General features: G+C 54.8%; 24 protein-coding genes. 21 read left to right on the top strand and 3 right to left on the bottom strand.

Going from position 1 to position 20,394, the window contains the following annotated elements; translation table 11 throughout:
• Positions 1 to 140: 140 nt before the first annotated feature.
• From mdcA to mdcH, 8 genes are all read left to right on the top strand, one after another.
• Positions 141 to 1,796, top strand: a complete 1,656-nt coding sequence (gene mdcA, locus FDW97_RS13415) for a malonate decarboxylase subunit alpha (protein ID WP_038634792.1) — start codon at positions 141 to 143, stop codon at positions 1,794 to 1,796.
• Positions 1,796 to 2,656 carry a triphosphoribosyl-dephospho-CoA synthase gene (locus FDW97_RS13410; protein ID WP_137351163.1) on the top strand — a complete coding sequence of 287 codons (861 nt, stop codon included), beginning with the start codon at positions 1,796 to 1,798 and terminating at the stop codon, positions 2,654 to 2,656. The genes mdcA and FDW97_RS13410 overlap by 1 nt, the downstream gene beginning before the upstream one ends.
• A 17-nt stretch (positions 2,657 to 2,673) precedes the next feature.
• The gene (mdcC, locus tag FDW97_RS13405) at positions 2,674 to 2,973 is read left to right on the top strand and encodes a malonate decarboxylase acyl carrier protein (protein ID WP_069323817.1); all 300 of its coding nucleotides are present in this window, start codon (positions 2,674 to 2,676) and stop codon (positions 2,971 to 2,973) included.
• Positions 2,966 to 3,799: a biotin-independent malonate decarboxylase subunit beta gene (locus FDW97_RS13400; protein WP_038634789.1), complete on the top strand. Its 834-nt coding sequence runs from the start codon at positions 2,966 to 2,968 to the stop codon at positions 3,797 to 3,799. Before mdcC ends, FDW97_RS13400 begins: the two co-directional genes overlap by 8 nt.
• The gene (gene mdcE, locus FDW97_RS13395; RefSeq protein ID WP_069323819.1) at positions 3,799 to 4,599 is read left to right on the top strand and encodes a biotin-independent malonate decarboxylase subunit gamma; all 801 of its coding nucleotides are present in this window, start codon (positions 3,799 to 3,801) and stop codon (positions 4,597 to 4,599) included. Before FDW97_RS13400 ends, mdcE begins: the two co-directional genes overlap by 1 nt.
• Positions 4,600 to 4,710: 111 nt before the next feature.
• Positions 4,711 to 5,670 carry an AEC family transporter gene (locus tag FDW97_RS13390; protein WP_137351162.1) on the top strand — a complete coding sequence of 320 codons (960 nt, stop codon included), beginning with the start codon at positions 4,711 to 4,713 and terminating at the stop codon, positions 5,668 to 5,670.
• 3 nt (positions 5,671 to 5,673) lie between these two features.
• Positions 5,674 to 6,294: a malonate decarboxylase holo-ACP synthase gene (locus FDW97_RS13385; RefSeq protein ID WP_069323821.1), complete on the top strand. Its 621-nt coding sequence runs from the start codon at positions 5,674 to 5,676 to the stop codon at positions 6,292 to 6,294.
• Positions 6,291 to 7,187, top strand: a complete 897-nt coding sequence (mdcH, locus tag FDW97_RS13380; RefSeq protein WP_137351161.1) for a malonate decarboxylase subunit epsilon — start codon at positions 6,291 to 6,293, stop codon at positions 7,185 to 7,187. The genes FDW97_RS13385 and mdcH overlap by 4 nt, the downstream gene beginning before the upstream one ends.
• Before the next feature lie 90 nt (positions 7,188 to 7,277).
• Here the strand turns inward: mdcH and FDW97_RS13375 are convergent, their stop codons facing one another.
• Together FDW97_RS13375 and FDW97_RS13370 are read right to left on the bottom strand one after the other, a co-directional pair.
• Entirely contained in the window at positions 7,278 to 8,210 is a 933-nt protein-coding gene (locus FDW97_RS13375; protein WP_137351265.1) for a LysR family transcriptional regulator, read from the bottom strand.
• A gap of 16 nt (positions 8,211 to 8,226) precedes the next feature.
• On the bottom strand, positions 8,227 to 10,128 hold the full coding sequence (locus FDW97_RS13370; protein ID WP_085048984.1) for an ABC transporter ATP-binding protein: 1,902 nt from the start codon (positions 10,126 to 10,128) through the stop codon (positions 8,227 to 8,229).
• A gap of 132 nt (positions 10,129 to 10,260) precedes the next feature.
• Between FDW97_RS13370 and kefG the strand changes: the two genes are divergently transcribed.
• The 4 genes from kefG (at position 10,261) to slyD (ending at position 13,523) form a co-directional block, all read left to right on the top strand.
• On the top strand, positions 10,261 to 10,812 hold the full coding sequence (kefG, locus tag FDW97_RS13365) for a glutathione-regulated potassium-efflux system ancillary protein KefG (RefSeq protein WP_003023629.1): 552 nt from the start codon (positions 10,261 to 10,263) through the stop codon (positions 10,810 to 10,812).
• The gene (kefB, locus tag FDW97_RS13360) at positions 10,812 to 12,617 is read left to right on the top strand and encodes a glutathione-regulated potassium-efflux system protein KefB (protein WP_137351160.1); all 1,806 of its coding nucleotides are present in this window, start codon (positions 10,812 to 10,814) and stop codon (positions 12,615 to 12,617) included. Before kefG ends, kefB begins: the two co-directional genes overlap by 1 nt.
• 8 nt (positions 12,618 to 12,625) lie before the next feature.
• On the top strand, positions 12,626 to 12,826 hold the full coding sequence (locus tag FDW97_RS13355) for a YheV family putative zinc ribbon protein (protein WP_016154768.1): 201 nt from the start codon (positions 12,626 to 12,628) through the stop codon (positions 12,824 to 12,826).
• Positions 12,827 to 12,920: 94 nt separating this feature from the next.
• Complete coding sequence (slyD, locus tag FDW97_RS13350) at positions 12,921 to 13,523, top strand: peptidylprolyl isomerase (RefSeq protein WP_006687368.1); 603 nt, start codon at positions 12,921 to 12,923, stop codon at positions 13,521 to 13,523.
• A gap of 197 nt (positions 13,524 to 13,720) precedes the next feature.
• On the opposite strand, the gene FDW97_RS13345 is transcribed toward slyD, so the two are convergent.
• A complete protein-coding gene (locus tag FDW97_RS13345) occupies positions 13,721 to 13,939 on the bottom strand; it encodes a protein SlyX (protein ID WP_038634770.1) in 219 nt (72 codons plus the stop codon).
• Between the two features lie 232 nt (positions 13,940 to 14,171).
• Here FDW97_RS13345 and fkpA point away from each other — a divergent pair, with 232 nt between their 5' ends.
• From fkpA to FDW97_RS13300, 9 genes are all read left to right on the top strand, one after another.
• A complete protein-coding gene (gene fkpA, locus FDW97_RS13340) occupies positions 14,172 to 14,990 on the top strand; it encodes an FKBP-type peptidyl-prolyl cis-trans isomerase (RefSeq protein ID WP_038634767.1) in 819 nt (272 codons plus the stop codon).
• A 167-nt stretch (positions 14,991 to 15,157) separates the two neighbouring features.
• On the top strand, positions 15,158 to 15,880 hold the full coding sequence (locus FDW97_RS13335; RefSeq protein WP_003023643.1) for a transcriptional regulator: 723 nt from the start codon (positions 15,158 to 15,160) through the stop codon (positions 15,878 to 15,880).
• Positions 15,880 to 16,266, top strand: a complete 387-nt coding sequence (gene tusD, locus FDW97_RS13330; RefSeq protein ID WP_137351159.1) for a sulfurtransferase complex subunit TusD — start codon at positions 15,880 to 15,882, stop codon at positions 16,264 to 16,266. The genes FDW97_RS13335 and tusD overlap by 1 nt, the downstream gene beginning before the upstream one ends.
• The gene (tusC, locus tag FDW97_RS13325; protein ID WP_038634761.1) at positions 16,266 to 16,625 is read left to right on the top strand and encodes a sulfurtransferase complex subunit TusC; all 360 of its coding nucleotides are present in this window, start codon (positions 16,266 to 16,268) and stop codon (positions 16,623 to 16,625) included. Before tusD ends, tusC begins: the two co-directional genes overlap by 1 nt.
• A gap of 7 nt (positions 16,626 to 16,632) precedes the next feature.
• Positions 16,633 to 16,920 (top strand): sulfurtransferase complex subunit TusB, encoded by a 288-nt coding sequence (gene tusB, locus FDW97_RS13320; protein WP_038634759.1) that lies wholly within the window; start codon positions 16,633 to 16,635, stop codon positions 16,918 to 16,920.
• Between the two features lie 125 nt (positions 16,921 to 17,045).
• On the top strand, positions 17,046 to 17,420 hold the full coding sequence (gene rpsL, locus FDW97_RS13315; protein WP_003023654.1) for a 30S ribosomal protein S12: 375 nt from the start codon (positions 17,046 to 17,048) through the stop codon (positions 17,418 to 17,420).
• A 95-nt stretch (positions 17,421 to 17,515) separates the two neighbouring features.
• Positions 17,516 to 17,986 carry a 30S ribosomal protein S7 gene (rpsG, locus tag FDW97_RS13310; RefSeq protein ID WP_003023657.1) on the top strand — a complete coding sequence of 157 codons (471 nt, stop codon included), beginning with the start codon at positions 17,516 to 17,518 and terminating at the stop codon, positions 17,984 to 17,986.
• A 96-nt stretch (positions 17,987 to 18,082) separates the two neighbouring features.
• Complete coding sequence (gene fusA / locus FDW97_RS13305; RefSeq protein WP_038634754.1) at positions 18,083 to 20,197, top strand: elongation factor G; 2,115 nt, start codon at positions 18,083 to 18,085, stop codon at positions 20,195 to 20,197.
• Between the two features lie 69 nt (positions 20,198 to 20,266).
• Positions 20,267 to 20,394 (top strand): GTP-binding protein (locus FDW97_RS13300; RefSeq protein WP_000031651.1); only part of this gene is annotated, 128 nt, incomplete at its 3' end.

Genomic DNA, 20,394 nt, shown 5'->3' with positions numbered 1-20,394 from the left:
ATCGTCACAAATGGTTACTTCAATTATTACTCTCAAGCTAATGATTCTTTCCTACGCTTAATTGATGACTTTCTCACCAGGGTGCACACTCTTTCCAGTGTTAAGCAATCAAAATGATTAGCTGAATCAGGAGGTTAATAATGTTATCTGGGCAAACGCCAGCACGAGTCTGGAACACCCGCCGCACGGAAAAACAGCGCCGTCTGGCTTCCGTTCCGGTGCAGGGTAAGGTGCTGCCGACCGCAGACCTGACCGCGATGCTGGAAAAACTGATCGCGCCGGGTGACCGCGTGGTATTAGAAGGGAATAACCAGAAGCAGGCAGATTTCCTGTCCCGCATGCTGGCTGAAGTCAATCCGCAGATTGTGCACGACCTGCATATGATTATGCCAAGCGTCGGGCGTAGCGAGCATCTGGATATCTTTGAAAAAGGCATCGCCCGCAAGCTGGACTTCTCCTTCTCCGGTACCCAAAGCTTGCGTATTTCGCAACTACTGGAAGATGGCCAACTGGAAATCGGCGCCATCCACACCTACATCGAACTCTATTCCCGTCTTTATGTTGACCTGGCTCCGAACGTGGCGCTGATTGCCGGTTATAAAGCTGACCGTAAAGGTAACCTCTACACCGGACCGAGTACCGAAGATACCCCGGCGCTGGTGGAAGCTGCTGCATTCCACGACGGTATCGTCATCGCACAGGTGAACGAGCTGGTGGACGACGAATGCGACCTGCCGCGCGTGGATATTCCGGGTTCCTGGATTGACTACGTGGTTGTCGCCGACAAACCGTTCTTTATCGAACCGCTGTTTACCCGCGACCCGCGCCTGATCAAACAGGAACACATCCTGATGGCGATGATGGCGATTAAAGGCATCTACGCGGAACATCAGGTACAGTCGCTGAACCACGGTATCGGCTTCAACACCGCGGCGATTGAACTGTTGCTGCCAACCTACGGTGAACAGCTCGGTCTGAAAGGCAAAATCTGTAAGCACTGGACCCTGAACCCGCATCCAACGCTGATTCCGGCAATTGAGAGCGGCTGGGTAGAAAGCGTGCACTGCTTCGGCGGCGAGTTGGGGATGGAAGAGTATATCCGCGCCCGCCCAGACATCTTCTTTACCGGTTCCGACGGCTCGATGCGTTCTAACCGCGCCTTCTGCCAGTTGGCTGGCCAGTACGCGGTAGATATGTTTATCGGCTCCACCCTGCAGGTTGATGGCTACGCCAACTCCTCCACCGTGACCCGCGGCCGTCTTTCTGGCTTCGGCGGCGCGCCAAACATGGGTCACGACCCGCACGGTCGTCGTCATGCAACGCCAGCCTGGCTGAATATGATCACCGAACCGGATCCGATGCAGCGCGGTAAAAAACTGGTGGTGCAGATGGTCGAAACTTTCCAGGCGGGCGTGAAGCCAACCTTCGTCGAAAAACTGGACGCGGTTGACGTGGCGAAAGCCTCCGGCATGCCGCTGGCACCGGTAATGATCTACGGCGATGACGTAACCCACGTGCTGACCGAAGAAGGTATCGCCTACCTCTACCGCGCCAAAGATCTTGAAGAGCGCCGTGCGATGGTGGCTGCGGTAGCAGGGATCACCGATATCGGCCTGGGCGTTGATGCTAAGCGCGTTGCCGAACTGCGTCAGAGCGGCAAGGTGGTCTATCCGGAAGATATGGGCATTCGTCGTACCGATGCCACCCGTTCGCTGCTGGCAGCCGGTAGCGTCGCTGACCTGGTGGAATGGTCTGGCGGTCTTTACAACCCACCTGCGAAATTCCGGAGCTGGTAATGAAACTTCTGCCCCAGATTCAGGTTGAAGGCGGTGCCGAGTGGCTGGCGCGAACCGCCACGCAGTGTCTGATTGACGAAGCACGATTAAGCCCGAAACCCGGTCTGGTGGACAGTCGGGGGAACGGCGCGCACCACGATTTATCGCTTGCGCTAATGGAGTGCTCCGCACATAGCCTGACCCCTACGTTTCAGGCGCTGGCGCAGCAAAGCTGGCAGCGTCCAGCGGATATTGCGCTCAGACAAACCATAGGGCGACTCGGCCGTGAGGGCGAGCAGCAGATGATGGCCGCGACCCACGGCGTGAATACCCACCGCGGCGCGATTTGGGCGCTGGGGTTGTTGGTGAGCGCCGTTGCGATGCACGGTGGTGCCGGTGGCGCGCAGCAGATAGCCGCTACCGCAGCGGAACTGGCGAAGCTGCCGGATGACGCAGCGCCGAAGGTGTTCAGCAAAGGGCTTCGCGCAACGCATCGTTATCGTGTACCGGGCGCTCGTGAAGAAGCTCAGCAGGCGTTTCCGCACGTGATGCAGCGCGCGCTGCCGCAGCTGCGTTTAAGCCGCCTGCGCGGTAGTAGCGAGACGCACGCGAGGCTGGATGCGCTGATGGCGATCATGACCTCGCTGACCGATACCTGCGTACTTTCTCGTGCCGGGCTGGAAGGGCTTGATGCCATGCAGGACGGCGCGCGCGCCGTGTTGAATGCAGGCGGCAGCGCGCACCCGGCGGGTCAGGCGGCATTAGCGGAACTGGATAGCCAGATGCTGGCGCTAAACGCCTCGCCGGGCGGCGCGGCTGACCTGCTCGCCGCCACGCTATTTCTCGATCGCGTCGAAATCACGTCGAATCGCCGTATTTAAAGCATTAAGAGGATGTTATGGAACACATTACGTTAACCGTACCGGCCAGCCGCACCTTAAGCGGCAAAGCGCTGGCAGGCGTTGTGGGCTCCGGGGATATGGAGGTGTTATTCACCGCCGACCAGGGCCAGACGTTAACCATTGATATCACCACTTCTGTCAATAACAGCACCCGCCGCTGGGAAGCGCTGTTCAACCGTCTGCAGACGGTCAGCAGCCTGCCTGCAGGCAAACTGACCATCCATGACTTCGGCGCGACGCCGGGCGTGGCGCGCATCCGTATCGAACAGGTTTTTGAAGAGGTGAGCTATGCGTGATGACCGCAGTTTTATCGAATTAAAAGCACGCCAGCGTGCGCATGCGCTGCTGGATGAAGGCAGCTACCGTGAACTGCTCGACCCATTTGAAGGCGTGATGTCGCCGTGGCTCGGCGCACAGGGCATTGTTCCACAGGCCGATGACGGCATGGTGGTGGCAAAAGGCACCATCAATGGTAAACCGGCCGTTGTTGTAGCGATTGAAGGCGCGTTCCAGGGCGGCAGCATGGGCGAAGTGTCCGGTGCCAAAATGGCAGCGGCGCTGGAGCTGGCGGCGGAAGATAACCGTAACGGCATTCCTACTCAGGCGGTGCTGAGCCTGGAAACCGGCGGGGTTCGTTTACAAGAAGCGAACCTCGGTCTGGCGGCGATTGCCGATATTCATGCGGCGATTGTGGATCTGCGTCGTTACACCCCGGTGGTTGGCATTGTGGCCGGTACTGTGGGCTGCTTCGGCGGGATGTCCATCGCGGCGGCGCTGTGTAGCTATCTGATTGTGACCCGCGAAGCGCGTCTCGGCCTGAACGGCCCGCAGGTAATCGAACAGGAAGCCGGGATTGAAGAGTATGACTCCCGCGACCGTCCGTTCATCTGGAGCATGACTGGTGGTGAAGTTCGCTACGAAAGCGGGCTGGTAGAAGCACTGGTCAACGACGGTGTGAACGCGGTGAAAGCCGCCATGAACGAGGCGCTGGCGAAAGGCGTTCCGGCAAAACATCGCACCGATAATTACGACTGGTATCTCGACCGCCTGAGCCATTTTGATACCCGTAAACAGGCCGATTCAGAACAGATTAGAGCGCTCTTCGCCCGGGAGGTGAAATGATGAGTAACGTAATTAGCCGTGGCGAATTATGGCTGGAAACGCTGGCGCCAGGCGCCAAACGTATTGCAGGGCTGTGCCCGTCCGTACAGGCCGCTGATGGCGAGCTGAACGGTGAAAACGTGCGCTTTATCGCCGTCGTTCCGGATGCCCATAACCACTATCCGCGCGCCACTAAAGGTGAAGTCGGTCTGCTGGAAGGCTGGTGGCTTGCGAAAGTCGTCAGTGAAACCATCGCCGCCGATGCCGATAAAGCCGTCAAGCGCCCGATTGTGGCGGTGATTGACGTCGCCAGCCAGGCCTATGGTCGTCGTGAAGAAGGCTTTGGCATTCATCAGGCGCTGGCTGGCGCGGCTGCGGCGTATGCCAATGCGCGTCTGGCAGGCCACCCGGTGATTGGCCTTATCGTCGGTAAGGCGATGTCCGGGGCATTTCTGGCGCACGGCTACCAGGCAAACCGTCTGATCGCCTTCAACGATAAAGGCGTACTGATTCACGCGATGGGCAAAGAGTCCGCGGCGCGCATTACCCTGCGTACCGTTGAGGCGCTGGAAAAACTGGCGGCAACTATTCCGCCGATGGCCTATGACATCAGCAACTACGCCACCCTGGGCCTGCTGGAAAATCTGCTGGATATCAGCAACCCGGATGCCCCATCCGCACAAGATCTGGCGCTGGTGAAAAACACCCTGCAACAGGCCATCAACGACGCGCGTCAGGACCCTACGCTTAAAAGCCGTCTGGGTGCCGACAATCGCCGCAGCTCTGCCCTCGTACGCGAACGCATGCGAGCAAGCTGGTAAGTAAAAAAAGAGACCTGCCGGGGTGCAGTGACTGCACCCGCGTGGGTCGCTGCATCTGAAAAATAACAATCATCGCGTCAGTGCTACTTCTTTTAAGATTACAGGTGAAATATGACTTACGTAATTGTTCATGCTCTTGCTCCGATTTTCGTCATCATGTTGCTGGGATTCTGGGCCGGGAAGGCCAAAATGGTCGACAACAAAAATGTCTCCCTGCTCAACATCTTTGTGATGGACTTTGCGTTACCCGCAGCGCTGTTTAGCGCCACGGTACAAACGCCGTGGGCCGGTATCGTGGCTCAGTCACCGCTGATTGTGGTGTTGACGCTGGCGATGTGGATTACCTATGCCGCTATCTACTTTATGGCGACCAAAGTCTTCAAGAAATCTCCACAGGATGCCGCCGTGCTGACCCTGACCGTTGCGCTGCCAAACTATGCCGCGCTGGGTCTGCCGATTCTGGGTAGCGTGCTGGGTGAAACCTCTTCCACCTCGCTTTCCGTTGCCGTTTCCATCGCCTGCGGTTCCGTACTGATGACACCGTTCTGCCTGCTGATCCTCGAACGTGAAAAAGCGCGTGCTGAAGGCGGTAACACCGGCTCTACGCTCTCTGTGCTGCCAGTACTGATGTGGCGTTCGATTAAAAAGCCAATCGTAATGGGCCCGCTGTTGGGGGTTATCCTTTCCGCCATTGGTATTAAAATGCCGGAGCTGGTGCTGGCGGCGATCAAACCGCTGGGTCTGTCTGCTACTGCGGCGGCGCTGTTCCTGACCGGTGTGATCCTCTCTGCGCGTAAACTGCAAATCAATACCGTGGTGATTACTTCCACCATCGCTAAGTTGCTGATTCAACCGGCCATTGCCTGGGGTATCGTGCTGATTTTCGGCCTGCATGGTTCCGTGGCTATCACTGCCATCCTGATGATTGCACTGTCCGCGGGCTTCTTCGGCGTGGTGTTCGGTAACCGCTTTGGCGTGCAGTCGCCGGATGCAGAAGCCGTGCTGCTGTTGAGCTCTGTACTGTGTATCCTGTCGCTGCCGCTGTTTATCTCGCTGACTTCAGGAATCTAAATCATGAGCACAACATTACGTCCACACGATCTTATCTGGCTGAACGCACGCGACGCGCTCGAGGATGTCACGGAATCCTGGGTGGATACCGTCTGGCATAGCGGTCTGCCGGTGGTCGTGCGGCGTGATGTTGATGCGCAGGGGCGTATTCCCGTGGGCGTCCGCGGGATGAAGCGCGACCAGCGCGCCGCCGGTTGGGTGAAAGCGGAGGCGGTCGTTCGCGTCTGCTCGCCGGAATCGCTGGTGGACCCGCAGACGCTGCTGCGTTCGCCCTTTATCTCTCAGCCGCCGCTTCAGGTGGCTTTATTATTGGCCCAGCAGTCGTGGCCGTGGACGTGGGGCATTACCGGGAGTACCGGCTATGCGCTGGCGACCGGGATCCCGGTGATCCATGCGGCAAGCGATCTGGATCTGCTGATCCGCGCGCCTCAGCCGCTCTCCCGACAAGCGCTGGAGAAGTGGCAGCAGCAGCTGACGGGCGGGCTGTGCCGGGCGGATATCCAAGTGGATACTCCGCGCGGCGGCTTTGCCCTTAATGAATGGCTGCGTGATGGAAAAGCATTACTGAAAACCTCGCAGGGGCCGCAACTGGTTCTCGACCCGTGGGGCAGGGAGGAGTCATGAAAATTCTGTTTACCTTCCCGGGGCAAGGGACACAGCACGAAGGTATGCTGCAAAACCTTCCGGGGGCGGAGCTCGCTCAGGCGCGTGAAGTGCTGGGCGCAGAGGTGGATACGCTGGATAGCCCTGAAGCGTTGAAACATACCCGAGCCGTTCAACTGTCTCTGCTGATTGCCGGCGTTGCCTGGGCGCGTGAGCTTGAACGTCGTGGTGTCGTGCCTGATATCCTCAGTGGACTCTCCATTGGCGCGTACCCGGCGGCGGTGGTTGCCGGTGCGCTCGATTTTGCCGATGCGCTGACGCTGGTGGCGCTGCGCGGTGACTTAATGGAGCAAGCATACCCACACGGTTACGGCCTGACGGCGATTATGGGGCTAACGTTAAGTCAGGTGGAAAGCCTGGTGGCAGACAGCGAAACCTATATTGCCAACCTGAATGCCGAAACGCAGATTGTGATTGCGGGTACCGATGAAGCGATGGCGGAAGTGGCAAAACGCGCGATGGCCAAAGGGGCCAGTAAGGCTTCTCGTCTGGCGGTGAGCGTGCCGTCGCACTGTGAACTGCTGGCCGAGCCCGCGCAAAAGCTGGTTGAAGCGTTCAGCCGCGTGACGCTTTCCCGTCCGCGCTATGCCTACCTGAGCGGCAGTACCGGACGCGTGCTGTGGCAGCCGGAGCGTATTGCTGACGACCTGGCGATGAATATGGCACATACGGTACGTTGGCAGGAGGCGGTGATTTCCGCTAACGAACGTGAAGCGCGGCTGGCGATTGAAATGCCGCCCGGTGGCGTACTGACCTGCCTGACGCGTCAGGCCGCGTGGGAAGGGGAGTCTATTTCTCTGGAGCGCAGCGGCGTCGATGTTGCCGTGCATCTGGCGAAACGCCTTCGTGCGTGATGTGATTGCCCGATGGCGCTGCGCTTATCGGGCCTACGGCTCGCACCTGGTGTAGGTCGGATAAGACGCGTAGCGTCGCCATCCGGCGATTCAGGCGTTCTGGTTCAGCGTCCTGGCGTACATGCGCCCTTCGGCGGCCAGCGCTAACAGGCTTGGGTCGCGCTCGCGGTTGCGGGCAAAGACAATCGCGATAAGCTGCTGCATCTGATAGGGTTCAGCCAGTTTTTGCAGCTTCACGGTATTCTCATACATTTTCTTCATTCGCCCCGGCATTAAACAGAAACCCACCCCTGCCTGTACCAGACTGAGCATGGAGAAGATGTCGTTTACGCGGGTAACGATTTCAGGCTCAAACCCGGCGATATGAAATGCTTCCTGAAAACCGGCGTAGGTGGCAAATCCTTCCGCCAGCGAGACAAATTTCTCATTGCGATAGTGGCGCAGGTCCGCCTTCATGGTGGCGTCCAGCGTAGCTGACATCGGTGCGGCGAGGTAGATATCGTCGTGGAACAGGGGCAGCACTTCGAGGCTGTTGCGGTCGATTTCGCTTTCGGAAATGGAGATGAGGATGGCGTCCAGCACGCCGTCTTCCAGCATCTTCAGCAGCGCTTCGTTGGAGCCCATGGTGAGATCCAGCTCCAGATCCGGGCGGCGCAGCTTCATGCCCATAATCAGGTGCGGTACCGTCTCCAGCGTCAGTGAGTAGAGCGTGCCAACGCGTAAACGGCCCTGACCCACGCCTGCCGTTTTGCGCGCCTCTTCCAGCCCGCGTTCCATCAATTGGGTGATTTCCTGGCAGTACTCCAGCAACGTCCACGCTGCAGGCTGGGCGATAAGATTACGCCCTTTGTGAACGAACAGCGGGCAACGAACGTTCTCTTCCAGCGTGTGTAACGCCCGGTGAACGCTAACGCCGCTGATGTTCAGCGCCTCGGCGGTGCGGGCGATGTTACCCTTCTCCATAAAGGTCATGAAGATGCTCAGCTTGCGGAAGGTAATATCGTTGGTCGTCAGCTGATTCATCATCGTCTTCCCATCGTTAGTCGGCCAGCATCTGTTCGAGTTGTTCCTGCGCATCCAGCCAGGCCATTTCACACTCTTCCAGCCCGGATTTTGCATTCGCTTGCTGCTGCAAACAGGCAGTGAGTTCGGCTTTGCGACTTTGATCGTAGAGTTCGCTATCACCGAGTTTCTCTTCCGCCTGCGCCAACTGCGCCTGTAGTTTCTCCATCTCTTTTTCCAGACGGGTGATCTCTTTGCGCAGCGGCTGCGTCAGGGTGCGGAGTTCAGCTTCGCGACGCTTCTGATCCTTACGCGCCTGGGCGCTGTTCACGCTCTCCTTCGCCGGTTCGTCGCTCTGGTTTTCCTGTTTCTGCACATCGCTCAGCCACTGTTGATAATCTTCCAGATCGCCGTCAAACGGCTCGACTTTCTTGTCGTGCACCAGATAGAGGTCGTCGGTAGTGGAGCGAATCAGATGACGGTCGTGCGAGACCACGACCAGCGCGCCTTCGAAATCGATCAGCGCTTCGGTCAGCGCCTGACGCATATCCAAATCCAGGTGGTTAGTCGGTTCATCAAGCAGCAGCAGGTTCGGGCGCTGCCAGACGATCAATGCCAGCACCAGACGCGCCTTTTCACCACCGGAGAAGCGGGCGGTCTGTTCGCTGACTTTATCGCCCTGAAAGCCGAATCCACCGAGGTAGTCGCGCAGTTTCTGCTCAAGTTCCTGCGGCGCCATGCGCGCCAGGTGCTGGATGGGCGATTCATCGGCACGTAAAAACTCCAGCTGATGCTGCGCGAAGTAACCCAGTTTAATGCCTTTGGCGAGACCAATTTCACCGCTGATGGGGGCCAGTTCACCCGCCAGCAGCTTAATCAGGGTTGATTTACCCGCACCGTTACGACCGAGCAGGCCAATGCGTGAACCCGGCACCAGATTCAGTTTGATCGAATCGAGAATGACGCGATCGCCATAGCCGGCGCTGACCTTTTCCATCTTCAATAGCGGGTTTGGCAGGCTTTCCGGTTGACGGAAGCTGAAGTGGAACGGGTTGTCCACGTGCGCCGGGGCAATGAGCTCCATACGTTCCAGCATTTTGATACGGCTCTGCGCTTGCTTTGCTTTGGTTGCTTTAGCGCGGAAACGATCGATATAGCTTTGCAGGTGCGCCACACGCTCCTGCTGACTTTCGTACATCGCCTGTTGCTGCGCGAGGCGGGTCGCACGCTGGATTTCAAACGCGCTGTAGTTGCCGGTGTACTCGAACATGGTTTGCTGTTCGATATGAATAATTTTGTCCACCACCGGGTCGAGGAAGTCGCGGTCATGGGAAATCAGAATCAGCGTGCCCTGATAGCTTTTCAGCCATCTTTCCAGCCAGATCACCGCGTCAAGATCGAGGTGGTTGGTCGGTTCATCAAGCAGCAGCAGGTCTGAACGGCAAATCAACGCCTGCGCCAGGTTAAGACGCATACGCCAGCCGCCGGAAAAATCGCTGACCGGACGTTCAAGCTGTTCATTGGAGAAGCCGAGGCCATGCAGCAGGCTTGCCGCACGTGAGCGTACGGTCCAGGCGTCAATGGCATCCAGCTTGCCATGGACGGTGGCAATGGCGTGTCCATCGTTACGTTCGTTGGCATCGTTCAACTGCGCTTCCAGTTGACGATACTCGCGGTCGCCGTCAATCACGTACTCCAGCGCGGGCTGTGGCAACGCTGGCGTTTCCTGATTCACCCAGGCGAGCTGCCAGTTTCCCGGATAGGTAAATCCTCCGGCGTCAGCGCTGAGTTCATTTTTCAGCAATGCCAGCAGAGTAGATTTACCGCAGCCATTTTTGCCCACCAGACCAACTTTCTGCCCTGGATTAATGGTGGCCGTGGCATTGTCCAGCAAGACGCGCACGCCGCGACGAATTTGTAACGATGAGAAAACAATCATAAGGCGCCGTATGTTCAGACTATGTTAATTTATCATTATGATAATGTAATGTGTGGGCTGTTTGCCGCACTGAGGCGCCATGGTAGCCCAAAACGTCGAAAATAGACAAAAGACAAAACCGGGAGGGGGATGATGTTCCAGCCAGCGAAAGTGTTGCTGCTGTATGCCCATCCGGAATCTCAGGACTCGGTCGCGAACCGGGTTCTGCTTAAACCGGCCATGCAACTCAGTAATGTGACCGTGCACGATCTTTACGCGCACTATCCTGATTTTTTCATCGACATTCCGCATGAGCAGGCGCTGTTGCGCGAGCATGATGTGATTGTTTTTCAGCATCCTCTCTACACCTATAGCTGCCCGGCGCTGTTAAAGGAGTGGCTTGACCGTGTACTGAGCCGCGGATTTGCCAGCGGTCCCGGAGGGAATCAACTGGCGGGAAAGTACTGGCGAAGCGTCATCACCACCGGTGAACCGGAAAGCGCGTACCGTTATGACGCGCTGAACCGTTATCCGATGAGCGATGTACTGCGCCCTTTTGAGCTAACGGCCGGTATGTGCCGCATGCACTGGATGAGCCCAATCATCGTTTACTGGGCAAGGCGGCAAACGAAGCAGGAGCTGGACAGCCATGCTAAAGCGTACGGTGACTGGCTGGCGAATCCGATTCCTGTGGGAGGCCGCTGATGGAAGGTTCTGATTTATTGACCGCGGGAGTGTTGTTCCTCTTCGCGGCGGTCGCTGCGGTGCCGCTGGCATCGCGGCTGGGTATTGGCCCGGTATTAGGATACTTGCTGGCGGGGATCGCTATCGGTCCGTGGGGATTAGGATTCATTAGCGATGTAGATGAAATCCTGCACTTTTCCGAACTGGGCGTCGTCTTTTTGATGTTCATCATTGGGCTGGAACTTAACCCGGCCAAGTTATGGCAATTGCGGCGTTCAATTTTTGGCGTCGGTGCCGCGCAGGTGATGTTGAGCGCAGTGGTACTGGCTGGTTTGCTGATGCTTACCGCATTCTCCTGGCAAGCGGCAGTGGTCGGCGGCATTGGTCTGGCGATGTCATCGACCGCCATGGCGCTACAGTTGATGCGCGAAAAAGGCATGAACCGCAGCGAATCCGGGCAACTGGGTTTTTCGGTGCTGCTGTTCCAGGATTTGGCAGTAATCCCCGCACTGGCGCTGGTTCCACTGCTGGCGGGGTCTGCTGATGAACATTTTGACTGGATCAAAGTGGGCATGAAGGTGTTGGCTTTCGCCGGCATGTTGATTGGCGGACGCTATTTGCTGCGCCCTGTTTTCCGCTTCATTGCGGGTTCTGGCGTGCGGGAAGTGTTCACCGCCGCTACGCTGCTGCTGGTACTGGGTTCCGCGCTATTTATGGATGCGCTGGGATTGTCGATGGCGCTGGGAACGTTTATCGCGGGCGTGCTGCTGGCGGAAAGCGAATACCGCCATGAGTTGGAAACGGCAATCGATCCCTTTAAGGGCCTGTTGCTCGGACTGTTTTTTATCTCCGTCGGCATGTCGCTCAATCTCGGCGTGCTCTATACCCATATTCTGTGGGTAGCGGCGAGCGTAATCGTGCTGGTGCTTGTGAAGATGCTGGTGCTGTATGTGCTGGCACGACTGAACGGCATGAGAAGCTCTGAACGAATGCAGTTTGCCGGCGTGTTAAGCCAGGGCGGTGAATTCGCTTTCGTGCTGTTTTCAACGGCATCCTCGCAACGATTGTTTCAGGGCGATCAAATGGCGCTACTGCTGGTGACCGTCACGTTGTCGATGATGACCACGCCGCTGGTGATGAAGCTGATTGATAAATGGCTCTCCCGCCAGTTTAACGGCCCGGATGAAGAAGATGAAAAACCCTGGGTGGAGGATGATAAACCGCAGGTCATTGTCGTGGGGTTTGGACGCTTTGGTCAGGTTATTGGTCGCTTACTGATGGCCAATAAAATGCGTATTACCGTCCTGGAGCGAGATATCAGCGCTGTGAATCTGATGCGTAAATATGGCTATAAGGTCTATTACGGAGATGCAACGCAGGTGGATCTGCTGCGTTCCGCGGGGGCAGAGGCGGCGCAATCCATCGTCATTACCTGTAATGAACCCGAAGACACCATGAAACTGGTGGAGCTTTGCCAACAATACTTTCCGCATTTGCATATTCTTGCGCGAGCGCGCGGACGTGTAGAGGCGCATGAGTTATTACAGGCCGGGGTGACGCAGTTTTCCCGCGAAACGTTCTCCAGTGCGCTGGAGTTGGGGCGTAAAACGCTGGTCACGTTGGGGATGCATCCGCACCAGGCTCAGCGCGCTCAACTGCATTTTCGGCGGCTCGATATGCGCATGTTGCGGGAACTGATTCCCATGCATACAGACACGGTACAAATCTCGCGAGCCAGGGAAGCCCGGCGTGAACTGGAGGAAATTTTCCAACGTGAGATGCAGCAAGAGCGGCGTCAGCTGGATGGCTGGGATGAATTTGAGTAGAGGTAATCATGGCAATTCGTAAACGTTTTATTGCAGGCGCAAAATGTCCGTCCTGCCAGGCGCAGGATACGCTGGCGATGTGGCGCGAAAATAATATCGATATTGTTGAGTGTGTTAAGTGCGGGCATCAGATGCGGGAAGCCGATAAAGAGGCGCGCGAACATGTTCGCAAAGAAGAGCAAGTGATCGGGATTTTTCATCCGGACTAGCGATATGGCGCAGCTTTTTTTAAGCTAGAGGGTACACGGGTGCAGAATTCCGCTACAATCTGCGCCACTATTCTTTCCATGCTCAGGAGATATCATGAAAGTAGCAAAGGACCTGGTGGTCAGCCTGGCCTATCAGGTACGTACAGAAGACGGTGTATTGGTTGATGAGTCTCCGGTGAGTGCACCGCTGGACTACCTGCATGGTCACGGTTCCCTGATTTCTGGCCTGGAAACAGCGCTGGACGGTCATGAAGTTGGCGACAAATTCGACGTTGCTGTTGGCGCAAACGACGCTTACGGTCAGTACGACGAAAACCTGGTGCAGCGCGTTCCTAAAGACGTCTTCATGGGCGTTGACGAACTGCAGGTTGGCATGCGTTTCCTGGCTGAAACTGACCAGGGTCCAGTACCGGTAGAAATTACTGAAGTGGAAGACGACCACGTTGTGGTTGACGGTAACCACATGCTGGCTGGCCAGAACCTGAAATTCAACGTAGAAGTTGTAGCGATTCGTGAAGCGACCGAAGAAGAACTGGCTCATGGCCACGTTCACGGCGCGCACGGTCACGACCACGATCATGACCACGGTCACGATGGTTGCTGCGGTGGTCACGGCCACGACCATGGTCACGAGCACGGTGGCGAAGGCTGCTGCGGCGGTGGCGGTAAAGGTAACGGCGGCTGCGGTTGCCACTAATACCCTTCGTCTTTCAACCCACAGCGGTGTTGGCTGCGCTTTCAAATCCCGGTCACATAGTTATCTATGCTCCCGGGACTTCCTCAAGCTTGCCGCCTTGCTGTGATTTGAAATCCTTTGGGTATATGTGAGTAGGCCTGCTAAGCGTTCGCGCCATCGGGCACAAAAAAGCGGGATATCCCCGCTTTTTTTACGTCTTAATAATGCGGCGGTGGGGTCTCTTCGGACTGCGACGCGATGTGGGACGGCTGCGTGGCTTTCAGCTTCTCAGTCAGCAGACGCAGATGATCGCGTAGTTTAGCCATTTCCAGTTCATGCGCAGTTACCGTCACGTTGAGCTCTTCAATGGTGATTTCCTGAAATGCCAGGCGGCTTTCCAGCTCGGCCAGGCGAGTTTCCAATGTTGTATCCTGCATGATTCACCTCTTTCTTTTTTCTCCGGCAGATCGCGGACTGCGGCGAATTCTACTTAACTTTGCCTGTTTGCACAGCACTCAATCTTCGGCAACGAAACTAATTTAAACAAAAAGAGTCTGAAAAGTGGTGATAATAGGGCGTGCCTGTATGTTGATTTGTTCTGCAACGCTTTATAGTACATTTTTATGTTAGATAACCCTGGGGTGAGATGCCCCGGCCCTGGAGATATGGATGAAATCACTGTTTAAAGTAACGCTGCTGGCGACCACAATGGCTGTTGCTCTGCATGCCCCGATCACCTTCGCTGCTGATGCTGCGAAACCAGCCGCTACTGCTGACAGCAAAGCAGCATTCAAGAATGACGACCAAAAATCCGCTTACGCGCTGGGCGCGTCACTGGGTCGTTATATGGAAAACTCCCTGAAAGAGCAGGAAAAGCTGGGCATCAAACTGGATAAAGATCAGCTGATCGCTGGCGTTCAGGATGCGTTTGCTGACAAGAGCAAGCTCTCTGACCAGGAAATCGAACAAACTCTGCAGGCGTTTGAAGCGCGCGTGAAGAGCTCCGCTCAGGCGAAAATGGAAAAAGACGCGGCTGACAATGAAGCCAAAGGTAAAGTTTACCGCGAGAAATTTGCTAAAGAGAAAGGCGTTAAAACCTCTTCCACCGGCTTGATCTACAAAGTAGAGAAAGAAGGTACCGGCGCTGCGCCGAAAGACAGCGATACCGTGGTTGTAAACTACAAAGGTACGCTGATTGATGGTAAAGAGTTTGACAACTCCTACACCCGTGGCGAGCCGCTCTCTTTCCGTCTTGATGGTGTTATCCCTGGCTGGACCGAAGGTCTGAAAAACATCAAGAAAGGCGGTAAAATTCAGTTGGTTATCCCACCGGATCTGGCTTACGGCAAAACCGGGGTTCCGGGTATTCCGGCCAACTCTACGCTGGTCTTTGATGTTGAACTGTTAGACATCAAACCGGCACCGAAAGCCGAGGCGCAGCCAGATGCTGCACCGGCCGATAAAGCTGCAGATAGCAGCAAAAAGTAAGCGAACAGTAACCGCCGCCCACAGGGCGGCGGTTTTTTATTATCGACAGGATATAATTAATACTGGAAAGCGCCTTGTGCGCTGTATTACTTTAGATGCCCCTATAATAGTGATGAGCCTGCCCTGACAACATAACGACAGGCTCCTGAAAAGGAGTGCTTTTTTTCATGTCCAGGTCGCTTTTAACCAACGAAACCAGTGAGCTAGATTTACTGGATCAACGTCCTTTCGATCAAACTGACTTCGATATCCTTAAATCCTATGAAGCGGTAGTGGACGGGTTGGCGATGCTCATTGGTTCCCATTGTGAAATCGTATTGCACTCTTTGCAGGATTTGAAATGCTCAGCTATCCGCATTGCGAACGGTGAACACACGGGCCGTAAAATTGGCTCACCGATAACCGATCTTGCTTTGCGTATGCTGCATGATATGACGGGTGCGGATAGCAGCGTGTCGAAGTGTTACTTCACACGTGCGAAAAGCGGTGTCTTGATGAAGTCGGTGACGATTGCCATTCGTAACCGAGAGCATCGCGTGATTGGTCTGCTGTGCATCAACATGAACCTCGATGTGCCATTCTCGCAGATAATGAATACCTTTATCCCACCGGAAACCCCGGAAGTGGGCTCTGCCGTGAACTTTGCTTCTTCAGTCGAAGATCTGGTCACCCAGACGCTGGAATTCACGATCGAAGAAGTGAATGCCGATCGCAATGTATCCAACAATGCGAAAAACCGCCAGATTGTCCTGAATCTGTATGAGAAAGGTATCTTCGATATTAAAGATGCGATTAACCAGGTCGCCGATCGGCTGAATATCTCCAAGCACACGGTCTACCTCTATATTCGCCAGTTCAAAAGCGGCGATTTCCAGGGGCAAGACAAGTAATGCGCTTTACCATCATGGTGACGGGACCTGCTTATGGTACACAGCAGGCGAGTAGCGCGTTGCAATTTGCCCACGCGCTACTCAAGGAAGGGCATGAGTTAAGCAGCGTATTTTTCTATCGTGAAGGGGTGTATAACGCCAACTTCCTGACTTCGCCCGCCAGCGATGAGTATGATCTGGTACGAGCCTGGCAACAGCTGAACCAACAACATGGCGTGACGCTAAATATCTGCGTTGCAGCGGCGTTGCGCCGCGGCGTTGTTGATGAAGCTGAAGCAAAGCGGCTTGGGCTGGCAGGTGCTAATCTACAATCAGGTTTTAATCTCAGCGGGCTGGGTTCGCTGGCTGAGGCGTCCCTGACCTGCGATCGCGTGGTGCAGTTTTAATGAAACGGGTTGCTTTTGTCTTTTCTACCGTGCCGCACGGCAGCGCATCCGGCCGTGAAGGGTTAGATGCCTTACTGGCGACATCTGCGCTAACGGAAGGTCTCGGCGTGTTTTTTATCGGCGATGGCGTGTTCCAGATCCTCCAGGGTCAACAACCGGATGTCGTTCTGGCTCGCAACTATATCGCAACGTTTAAGCTGTTGGAGTTGTACGATATCGATCAATGTTGGCTTTGTGCCGCCTCATTACGTGAGCGGGGTCTTCAGCAGGGTGTTAATTTTGTGGTTGATGCCACGCCGTTGGAACCTGAAGATTTGCGCCGTGAGCTAGGCAATTATGACGTCATTTTAAGGTTTTGAGACTCTCATGCTGCACACACTACACCGTTCCGCGTGGCTTACTGATTTCTCCTCTCTTCTTCGCCTGATTGAAAAAGACGATGAGCTTTTACTGCTCCAGGATGGCGTGACTGCCGCAATAGAAGGAAGCCGTTTCCTTGAAAGTCTGCAAAATGCCTCCATTAAGGTCTCTGTACTGGAAGAAGACATTAAAGCTCGCGGGTTAGATGGTCAAATTTCAGACAGTGTCGTCAGGGTTAGCTATACTGACTTCGTCAGACTTACGGTGAAGCATCCCAACCAGATGTCCTGGTAATTGCGGGATCGTTGTATATTTCTTGACACCTTTTCGACACCGACCTAAAATTCTGCGTCCTCATATTGTATGAGGTCGTTTTATTACGTGTTTACGAAGCAAAAGCTAAAACCAGGAGCTATTTAATGGCAACAGTTAACCAGCTGGTACGCAAACCACGTGCACGCAAAGTTGCAAAAAGCAACGTGCCTGCGCTGGAAGCATGCCCGCAGAAACGTGGCGTATGTACTCGTGTATATACTACCACCCCTAAAAAACCGAACTCCGCACTGCGTAAAGTTTGCCGTGTTCGTCTGACTAACGGTTTTGAAGTGACTTCCTACATCGGTGGTGAAGGTCACAACCTGCAGGAGCACTCCGTGATCCTGATCCGTGGCGGTCGTGTAAAAGACCTCCCGGGTGTTCGTTACCACACCGTTCGTGGTGCGCTTGACTGCTCCGGCGTTAAAGACCGTAAGCAATCACGCTCCAAGTATGGCGTGAAACGTCCTAAGGCTTAATGGTTCTCCGTTAAGTAAGGCCAAACGTTTTATATTAATGTCAAACTAAACTCTTAGAGTTTTGGACAATCCTGAATTAACAACGGAGTATTTCCATGCCACGTCGTCGCGTCATTGGTCAGCGTAAAATTCTGCCGGATCCGAAGTTCGGATCAGAACTGCTGGCTAAATTTGTAAATATCCTGATGGTAGATGGTAAAAAATCTACTGCCGAAACTATCGTATACAGCGCGCTGGAGACCCTGGCTCAGCGTTCTGGTAAAAACGAACTGGAAGCTTTCGAAGTAGCTCTCGAAAACGTGCGCCCGACTGTCGAAGTTAAGTCTCGCCGCGTTGGTGGTTCTACTTATCAGGTACCAGTTGAAGTCCGTCCGGTCCGTCGTAATGCCCTGGCAATGCGTTGGATCGTTGAAGCTGCTCGTAAACGCGGTGATAAATCCATGGCTCTGCGCCTGGCGAACGAACTTTCTGATGCTGCAGAAAACAAAGGTACTGCAGTTAAGAAACGTGAAGACGTTCACCGTATGGCAGAAGCCAACAAGGCGTTCGCACACTACCGTTGGTAATCCCTTCGGAGTTTTAGTCACCAGGCGGGCGCTTCCAGTAAGCAGCCCGCTTTGGGCTACTTAAATTGAACGCCTAAAAGATAAACGAGGAATCAAATGGCTCGTACAACACCCATCGCGCGCTACCGTAACATCGGTATCAGTGCGCACATCGACGCCGGTAAAACCACTACTACCGAACGTATTTTGTTCTACACCGGTGTAAACCATAAAATCGGTGAAGTTCATGACGGCGCAGCCACCATGGACTGGATGGAACAGGAGCAGGAGCGTGGTATTACTATCACCTCCGCAGCGACTACTGCATTCTGGTCTGGTATGGCTAAGCAGTATGAACCGCATCGCGTAAACATCATCGACACCCCGGGGCACGTTGACTTCACTATCGAAGTAGAACGTTCCATGCGTGTGCTTGATGGTGCAGTAATGGTTTACTGCGCAGTTGGTGGTGTTCAGCCTCAGTCTGAAACCGTATGGCGTCAGGCAAACAAATATAAAGTTCCGCGCATTGCGTTCGTTAACAAAATGGACCGTATGGGTGCGAACTTCCTGAAAGTTGTTGGTCAGATCAAAACCCGTCTGGGCGCGAACCCTGTTCCGCTGCAGCTGGCGATTGGCGCTGAAGAAGCGTTCACCGGTGTTGTTGACCTGGTGAAAATGAAAGCCATCAACTGGAACGAAGAAGATGCAGGCGTAACCTTCACTTATGAAGATATCCCGGCTGACATGCAGGAACTGGCTGACGAATGGCACCAGAACCTGATCGAGTCCGCAGCGGAAGCTTCAGAAGAGCTGATGGAGAAATACCTGGGTGGTGAAGAACTGACTGAAGAAGAGATCAAAAAAGCTCTGCGTCAGCGCGTTCTGAACAACGAAATCATCCTGGTAACCTGTGGTTCTGCGTTTAAGAACAAAGGTGTTCAGGCGATGCTGGATGCGGTAATTGATTACCTGCCATCCCCAGTCGACGTACCTGCGATCAACGGTATTCTGGACGACGGTAAAGATACTCCGGCTGAGCGTCACGCTAGCGATGATGAGCCGTTTGCTGCTCTGGCATTCAAAATCGCTACCGACCCGTTCGTGGGTAACCTGACCTTCTTCCGTGTGTACTCTGGTGTGGTTAACTCCGGTGACACCATCCTGAACTCCGTGAAAACTGCACGTGAGCGTTTTGGCCGTATCGTTCAGATGCACGCCAACAAACGTGAAGAGATCAAAGAAGTTCGCGCGGGCGATATCGCTGCTGCAATCGGTCTGAAAGACGTGACCACTGGTGACACTCTGTGTGACCCGGATCACCCGATCATTCTGGAACGTATGGAATTCCCTGAGCCGGTAATCTCCATCGCGGTAGAACCGAAAACCAAAGCTGACCAGGAAAAAATGGGTCTGGCTCTGGGCCGTCTGGCTAAAGAAGACCCGTCTTTCCGCGTATGGACTGACGAAGAATCTAACCAGACTATTATCGCTGGTATGGGTGAGCTGCACCTCGACATCATCGTTGACCGTATGAAGCGTGAATTCAACGTTGAAGCGAACGTCGGTAAACCTCAGGTTGCTTACCGCGAAGCGATTCGCGCGAAAGTTACCGATATCGAAGGTAAACACGCTAAGCAGTCTGGTGGTCGCGGTCAGTACGGTCATGTTGTTATCGACATGTACCCGCTGGAGCCGGGTTCAAACCCGAAAGGCTACGAGTTCATCAACGACATCAAAGGTGGTGTAATTCCTGGCGAATACATCCCGGCCGTTGATAAAGGCATCCAGGAACAGCTGAAATCTGGCCCGCTGGCTGGTTACCCGGTTGTTGATCTGGGCGTGCGTCTGCACTTCGGTTCTTACCATGACGTTGACTCCTCTGAGCTGGCGTTTAAACTGGCCGCTTCTATCGCCTTCAAAGATGGCTTTAAGAAAGCGAAACCAGTTCTGCTTGAGCCTATCATGAAGGTTGAAGTAGAGACTCCGGAAGAGAACACCGGTGACGTTATCGGTGACTTGAGCCGCCGTCGTGGTATGCTTCGTGGTCAGGAATCCAACGTCACTGGCGTTGTTATCCATGCTGAAGTTCCGCTGTCTGAAATGTTCGGATATGCAACCCAGCTGCGTTCTCTGACCAAAGGCCGTGCTTCTTACTCCATGGAGTTCCTGAAGTACGACGATGCGCCGAACAACGTTGCTCAGGCCGTTATTGAAGCCCGTGGTAAATAAGCCACAGGATTAAAACCTAAGTCCCGTGCTCTCTCCATAGGGGAGAGCACTATAGTAAGGAATATAGCCGTGTCTAAAGAAAAATTTGAACGTACAAAACCGCACGTTAACGTCGGCACCATCGGCCACGTTGACCACGGTAAAACTACCCTGACCGCTGCAATCACCACCGTACTGGCTAAAACCTACGGCGGTGC

This window comes from Citrobacter sp. wls708, assembly GCF_005281255.1.
Taxonomy (GTDB): domain Bacteria; phylum Pseudomonadota; class Gammaproteobacteria; order Enterobacterales; family Enterobacteriaceae; genus Citrobacter; species Citrobacter werkmanii.
Note: the sequence above shows the minus strand (reverse complement) of the source record. Positions and strands in the feature narration are given on the sequence as shown.